The following is a 6,708-nucleotide window of genomic DNA, read 5'->3' as shown; positions in this document are numbered from 1 at the left end:
GTGCGGGGGCGGGCCGTCGCCGTGACGGAGTGCGTGAAGGATCAGAACGCGGCTTCGTCGAGCTCCATCAGGGAGTTGTCCACGGACTCGGCGAGCGCGCGCTCCGTCGAGACGCCGGGCAGGACGTTGGCGGCGAAGAACTTCGCGGCCGCGATCTTGCCCTGGTAGAAGGCGATGTCCTTGCCGGAGGCGGTCGGCAGCTTCTCCACGGCGACCGAGGCGCCCTTGAGGAGGAGGTAGCCGACGACGACGTCGCCGGAGGCGAGCAGCAGGCGGGTGGTGTTGAGGCCCACCTTGTAGATGCTCTTCACGTCCTCGCCGGTGGCGGTGAGGTCGGTGATCATCGTGCCGACGATCGCCTCCAGGTCCACGGCGGCCTTGGCGAGGGAGTCCAGCGCGGGGGCCAGCTCCTCGTTGCCCTGGGCACCGGCGAGGAACTTCTTGATCTCCTCGGAGAGCGTGTTGAGCGAGGCGCCCTGGTCGCGGACGATCTTCCGGAAGAAGAAGTCCTGGCCCTGGATGGCCGTGGTGCCCTCGTAGAGGGTGTCGATCTTGGCGTCGCGGATGTACTGCTCGATCGGGTACTCCTGGAGGTACCCGGAGCCGCCGAAGGTCTGGAGCGACTGCGCCAGCTGCTCGTAGGAGCGCTCGGAGCCGTAGCCCTTCACGATCGGGAGGAGCAGGTCGTTGAGGCCGTGCAGCGCCTTGGCGTCCTCGCCGGCGGCCTCCTTGACCTGGATCGCGTCCTGGACGGAGGCGGTGTAGAGCACGAGGGAGCGCATGCCCTCGGCGTACGCCTTCTGCGTCATGAGGGAGCGGCGCACGTCGGGGTGGTGCGTGATGGTGACCTTGGGGGCGGTCTTGTCCATGAACTGCGACAGGTCCGAGCCCTGGACGCGCTCCTTGGCGTACTCCAGCGCGTTGAGGTAGCCGGTGGAGAGGGTCGCGATGGCCTTCGTGCCGACCATCATCCGAGCGAACTCGATGATCATGAACATCTGGCGGATGCCGTCGTGCTTGTCGCCGATCAGCCAGCCCTGGGCGGGGTGCTGGTCGCCGAAGGTCATCTCGCAGGTGTTGGAGGCCTTGAGGCCCATCTTGTGCTCGACGTTCGTGGCGTAGACGCCGTTGCGCTCGCCCAGCTCGCCGGTCTGCCAGTCGAAGTGGTACTTCGGGACGAGGAAGAGCGACAGGCCCTTGGTGCCCGGTCCGGCGCCCTCGGGGCGGGCCAGCACGTAGTGGAGGATGTTCTCCGACATGTCGTGCTCACCGGACGTGATGAACCGCTTCACGCCCGTGATGTGCCAGGAGCCGTCGTCCTGCTGGACCGCCTTGGTGCGGCCGGCGCCGACGTCCGAACCGGCGTCCGGCTCGGTCAGGACCATCGTCGAGCCCCACTGCTTCTCGACGGCGATCTCGGCGATCTTCTTCTGCGCGTCGTTGCCTTCGGCGTGCAGGATGCCCGCGAACGCGGGGCCCGAGGAGTACATCCACAGGGCCGGGTTGGCGCCGAGCAGCATCTCCGCGTAGGCCCAGATCAGGGAGCGCGGCGAGGTGGTGCCGCCGATCTCCTCGGGGAGGCCCAGGCGCCAGTACTCGGAGTCCATGAACGCCTGGTACGAGCGCCTGAAGCTCTCCGGGACCGGGGCGGTGTGGGTCGCGGGGTCGAAGACCGGCGGGTTGCGGTCGGCGTCGGCGTAGGAGTCGGCGAGCTCGTTCTCGGCGAGGCGGGTGACCTCGTCGAGGATGCTCTTCGCGGTCTCGACGTCCATCTCCGCGAACGGACCGGTGCCGTACAGCTTGTCGCGCCCGAGCACCTCGAAGAGGTTGAACTCGATGTCGCGGAGATTCGACTTGTAGTGCCCCATGGGAAGGCTCCGTAATCAATAGCAGTGACGCGCAGCGCCCCGGGGAGTGATGCGGGTCGGGCGACGGGCTGTGCGGAAGGCCGGCCGGCTGCGTGACGCGTATCAGTCGACCTCTCCGATGATGCTACCCGTGAGTAATAAGGCGCAACCCCTCAAGCCGGAGATGTGTCCGATTACTCTTTGGGGCATGTACGGCTACGACCAGAACCCGGGTGCACAGCAGCAGATGGGTCAGATGGGGCAGATGGGCGGCTACGCCGAGCAGCCGCTGTACCCCGAGCCCTCGCCGCCTTCCCTGGCGGACGCGGTACGGGCCTTCACCACCGGCACCCTCGCGGCGGAGGACTTCCAGCAGATCTTCGCGACCTCGAAGGTCTACTGCCCGCGCGGCGACGGCCCGGGCTTCCTCGCGCTGCACAACACCCAGCACCCGGTGATCCCGATGTTCAGCACGCTCAAGGAGCTGCGGCGGTACGCGGGCAAGGAGTCGAAGTACTTCGTGATCACCGGTGCCGAGGTGATCGACCTGCTCCCGACCGGGTACGGCTTCGTCCTGGACATGGAGGGCGACCACCGGATGGTCTTCGACGCCAAGGCCGTCGAGCAGATGGTCGACTTCGCGATGCGGCGCATGTACGGCTGACGCCGCGGTCCGCCCGTCCCCGAGGCTCGTACCCGTGTGGTGCGGGCCTTCTCCGTGTGCGCCGCCGCGCCCCCGTTCCCCGTGGTCGCGCCCCGGCCTCGCCCCGCCGGGAATGAACGACGCCTTGCAAGATGTTCACTGTTCAACTAAATTGGAAGCAGATCCCGCCCGGAGGTGGCTCCCATGCCCGCAGTGACCGTAGAAAACCCGCTGACCCTGCCCAAGGTGGCCGCCTCGGGCGACGCCGTAGCCCGTCCCGTCCTCGCGGTCACCACCGCGCCGACCGGCTTCGAGGGCGAGGGCTTCCCGGTGCGCCGCGCGTTCGCCGGGATCAACTACAAGCACCTCGACCCGTTCATCATGATGGACCAGATGGGTGAGGTGGAGTACGCGGCCGGAGAGCCCAAGGGAACCCCCTGGCACCCGCACCGCGGCTTCGAGACCGTGACCTACCTGATCGACGGCAGCTTCATCCACCAGGACTCCAACGGTGGCGGCGGCACCATCGAGAACGGCGACACCCAGTGGATGACGGCGGGCTCCGGTCTGCTGCACATCGAGGCCCCGCCGGAGTCGCTGGTCATGTCCGGCGGCCTCTTCCACGGCCTCCAGCTCTGGGTGAACCTGCCCAAGAGCCACAAGATGATGGACCCCCGCTACCAGGACATCCGTGGCGGTCAGGTCCAGCTCCTCGCCTCCCCGGACGGCGGCGCGCTGCTCCGCGTCATCGCCGGTGAGCTCGACGGGCACGAGGGCCCCGGCATCACGCACACCCCCATCACGATGATCCACGCGACCGTCCGGCCCGGCGCCGAGGTCACCCTGCCGTGGCGCGAGGACTTCAACGGTCTCGCGTACGTGCTCGCCGGCCGCGGCACCGCGGGCGCCGAGCGCCGCCCGGTCCACATGGGACAGACGGCCGTCTTCGGAGCCGGTTCCTCGCTGACCGTCCGCGCGGACGAGCAGCAGGACGGGCACACCCCCGACCTGGAGGTCGTGCTCCTCGGCGGGCGTCCCATCCGTGAGCCGATGGCGCACTACGGGCCGTTCGTGATGAACAGCCAGGCCGAACTGAAGAAGGCCTTCGAGGACTTCCAGGCCGGCCGCCTCGGCACCGTTCCGGCGGTCCACGGCATGTGATCCGCCCCGGGTGCGGGTGACGGACCGTCACCCGCACGCCCCGCGGGGCGGGACACCGTGTCCGCCCCGTGGTCGGGTGGGGGAGTGCCGAACCAGAAGCCCCTCCTGCCCGACGTCGCACGGCGGACGGCCGCCTGGTGCGGCGTCCTGCTCCTCGTCGTCGCGGTGGCGGGCGTCGTCGTCTGGCTGTCCGTCCACCTCAAGACCGCCGTCACCCCCGTGCTCCTCGCGCTGCTCGGTACGGCTCTGCTCGGCCCCGTCCACCGCTGGCTGACCGCCCACCGCGTGCAGCGCTCGGTCTCCGCCGGGCTGACCTGCGCCGCCCTGGTCGCGGTCGTCGGCGGGGCCGGGTACATCGTCGTCACCGCGCTCATCGACACCGGCGACCAGATCGTGGACTCGCTCAAAGACGCCGCACAGTGGGTGATCGACCACTTCGACCTGGGCGACGAGGCGTCCGTGGACAACCTCGCGGGCAGCGCCAGGAACCTCGTCGAGAAGTTCGGCGCCACCGCGGCCGGCGGAGTCCTCACCGGGCTGAGCCTGATCGGCTCGCTGATCGCGACCGCAGTCCTCGCCCTGCTGCTCACTTTCTTCTTCCTGCGCGACTCCGACCGGGCCGTACGCCTCGCCCACTCGCTCGCCCCGCACGGCTCCGGCGACCTGGTCGAGGCGATGGGGCGCCGGGCCTTCGAGGCGGTCGAGGGGTTCATGCGCGGCACCACGTTCATCGCGCTGATCGACGCGATCTGCATCACGGTCGGCCTGCTGATCCTGCGGGTCCCCGGCGCGGTGGGGCTGGGCGCGCTGGTCTTCGTCGGCGCCTACATCCCGTACCTCGGCGCCTTCCTCTCCGGCGCGGTCGCCGTCCTGGTCGCGCTCGCCGACCGGGGTTTCGTCATCGCGCTCTGGGCGCTCGGCGTCGTGCTCGCGGTCCAGGTGCTGGAGGGCCACGTGCTCCAGCCGATGATCCAGAGCCGCACCGTGCGGTTGCATCCGGCCGTCATCCTGATCGTGCTGACCGCCGGGGCGAGCGTCGCCGGGATTCTCGGCATGCTGCTCGCCGTCCCGCTCTGCGCGGCGGCCTTCGGGGTGATCGAGGAGCTGCGGGACCGGAACACGGCACCCGCGGACGAACCTCCGGCGGGGAGCGCTCCGGCCTGATCCCACCAGCGGCGTTCTCGTCCCACGGCGCTCGGCGGGTCCCCCGGGCGTGCCGTGACGGAGCACATACGATCTTCGCGCGCGGCCCCCCACGGGCCCGTGGGGAGGGGACACTGTCCGTGGCGGTTACGGATCTCATCGACCTGGCCGGCTCCTGGGGCCGTGTCCTCAGCGGTACCCCGCTGAACCACGAGAAGCACACCCGGGCACCCCAGTCCATGGCCGTCGACCCGGTGACGCACGACCTCTTCGTGGTGCAGATCCGTGACGCGCTGGAGTACGGGAACCTCTGCGTCTACCGCATGGACCGCGCCACCGGGCGGGCGATCGACCACATGCACCTGAACGGCTTCGGCCACGGCTACCAGATCGGCGCGCAGCACATCGGCGGCACGACCTACCTGTGGACCGAAACCGGCCCGCTGTACGAGCAGTTCGGTACACGGATCGCCCGGTTCCCGTACCTCCCCGGGCAGACGGTCGACCCGAGCTCCTCGGTGCTGTCGGAGCCGTTCAGCCCCGTGCCGGACGCCCGGTTCGTCGCGCCCAACGTGGACCCGGTGTTCCAGCGCCTCACGGTGCGGTACCTGACCGGTCAGGGGTACCTCTTCACCCAGTACCCGATCCATCCGGTCACCGGTCAGGTCTCCTGGACCGCGTTGCGTACGATCGCGCACCCGCCGGCCGCGCTGGTGCCGCGCCTGGCCGACACCTTCCAGGGCTTCGCGTCGCTCGGCGACCACCTCTACCTGTACACCGGCAACCCGGACGTGGACGACACCTACCTCACCGCCCTGTCCTGGACGGACGGGTCCGTCCTCGCCGGTCCCCGGCGCATCACCGCGGTGCCCGGCCTGGAGCGCCGGGAGCCCGAGGGGCTGAGCATCGAGCCGATGGGCACCGAGGCGCGGCTGCTCTTCGGGTTCAGCGGGAGCCACACCACCCCGCGCGAGGTGACCATCTGCTTCCTCTCCACGGACGCGCCGGTGCGGGGGCTGAAGGTGCTGGCCGACTGGTCCGCGCTGACCCCCGCCGCCGGGATCACTGCGCGGACCGGCCTCCGGAGCCCGCGCGGACGCCTGGTGGACATCGCCGGGACCACGTACCTCCAGCTGCGCGGGGGCTTCGAGGGGACCCTCGCGAAGGACACCCGGATCGCCCAGCTCCCGCCGACGCTGACGCCGAGCCGGACGGTCCGGGCCGAGGTGCCCCGCGACAACCGGGCCGGGCGCTGCGTGTGCCGGGCGGAGGTCACGCCCGACGGCGGGCTCACCGTGTTCGGCGCGACCTCGGACAACCCGGTCGCCTGGGTCGATCTGGACGCCTTCTCGGTGGCCTGGCGCTGACGCCCTTCCGTCCCGCACCCCTTCCCGTCCCCAGCCGTTTTCCTTCCCGTGCCCCATGCCGTCCGAGGAGCAGCCATGCCCGTCCTGCCGCAGAGAACCCCCAGCCGTCGCGCCCTGCTGACCGCGGCCGTCACCGTCCCCGCACCCCTGCTGGCCGCCGCCCCCGCCGTGGCCGCCACCACCGGCACGGGGGGCGTCGAGGTCGTCCACCCGTGGACGGCCCTCGCCCTGGCCTCGGGGGTCACCGCCTCGGCCGACACCCCGGGCGCCCGCGTGATCAGGATCGCCGGTACGGACTTCCTCCAGCTGCGCGGGGGCGTCACCTGCGCCTTCGCCGGGGATGCCGTGCTGGGAGCGGTACCAGCCTCCCTCGCCGTGCCCAAGATCTCCCGGGGCGTGTGCCCGCGCAACAACAAGGCCGGCGTCAACGCCTGCCGGGTGGAGATCAGCACGGCGGGGCGCATCACGGTGTCCGGCGGTACGACCACCAGCGCCATCACCTGGATCACCTTGGACGGCTTCTCGGTGGTGCTGGTCTGAGGCGCGT

General features: G+C 70.4%; 6 protein-coding genes. 5 read left to right on the top strand and 1 reads right to left on the bottom strand.

Going from position 1 to position 6,708, the window contains the following annotated elements:
- Positions 1-41 precede the first annotated feature (41 nt).
- Complete coding sequence (locus ACFWEP_RS08765; protein WP_387367753.1) at positions 42-1,868, bottom strand: acyl-CoA dehydrogenase; 1,827 nt, start codon at positions 1,866-1,868, stop codon at positions 42-44.
- A 187-nt stretch (positions 1,869-2,055) separates the two neighbouring features.
- Between ACFWEP_RS08765 and ACFWEP_RS08760 the strand changes: the two genes are divergently transcribed.
- From ACFWEP_RS08760 to ACFWEP_RS08740, 5 genes are all read left to right on the top strand, one after another.
- A complete protein-coding gene (locus ACFWEP_RS08760; RefSeq protein WP_328720485.1) occupies positions 2,056-2,511 on the top strand; it encodes an SseB family protein in 456 nt (151 codons plus the stop codon).
- 183 nt (positions 2,512-2,694) lie between these two features.
- Positions 2,695-3,651: a pirin family protein gene (locus ACFWEP_RS08755; RefSeq protein WP_387367750.1), complete on the top strand. Its 957-nt coding sequence runs from the start codon at positions 2,695-2,697 to the stop codon at positions 3,649-3,651.
- Positions 3,652-3,735: 84 nt separating this feature from the next.
- The gene (locus ACFWEP_RS08750) at positions 3,736-4,815 is read left to right on the top strand and encodes an AI-2E family transporter (protein WP_387367748.1); all 1,080 of its coding nucleotides are present in this window, start codon (positions 3,736-3,738) and stop codon (positions 4,813-4,815) included.
- Between the two features lie 119 nt (positions 4,816-4,934).
- The gene (locus tag ACFWEP_RS08745) at positions 4,935-6,161 is read left to right on the top strand and encodes a hypothetical protein (RefSeq protein WP_387367745.1); all 1,227 of its coding nucleotides are present in this window, start codon (positions 4,935-4,937) and stop codon (positions 6,159-6,161) included.
- Positions 6,162-6,236: 75 nt separating this feature from the next.
- The gene (locus ACFWEP_RS08740) at positions 6,237-6,701 is read left to right on the top strand and encodes a hypothetical protein (protein WP_387367742.1); all 465 of its coding nucleotides are present in this window, start codon (positions 6,237-6,239) and stop codon (positions 6,699-6,701) included.
- Positions 6,702-6,708 lie beyond the last annotated feature (7 nt).

The sequence above is a fragment of the Streptomyces sp. NPDC060198 genome (assembly GCF_042728415.1).
Taxonomy (GTDB): Bacteria; Actinomycetota; Actinomycetes; order Streptomycetales; family Streptomycetaceae; genus Streptomyces.
This window is presented reverse-complemented; position numbering and strand designations above follow the sequence as displayed.

Coding starts and splice junctions, on each gene's coding strand:
- ACFWEP_RS08765 (WP_387367753.1), bottom strand. CDS start 1,868: ATGGGGCACTACAAGTCGAATCTCCGCGACATCGAGTTCAACCTCTTC.
- ACFWEP_RS08760 (WP_328720485.1), top strand. CDS start 2,056: ATGTACGGCTACGACCAGAACCCGGGTGCACAGCAGCAGATGGGTCAG.
- ACFWEP_RS08755 (WP_387367750.1), top strand. CDS start 2,695: ATGCCCGCAGTGACCGTAGAAAACCCGCTGACCCTGCCCAAGGTGGCC.
- ACFWEP_RS08740 (WP_387367742.1), top strand. CDS start 6,237: ATGCCCGTCCTGCCGCAGAGAACCCCCAGCCGTCGCGCCCTGCTGACC.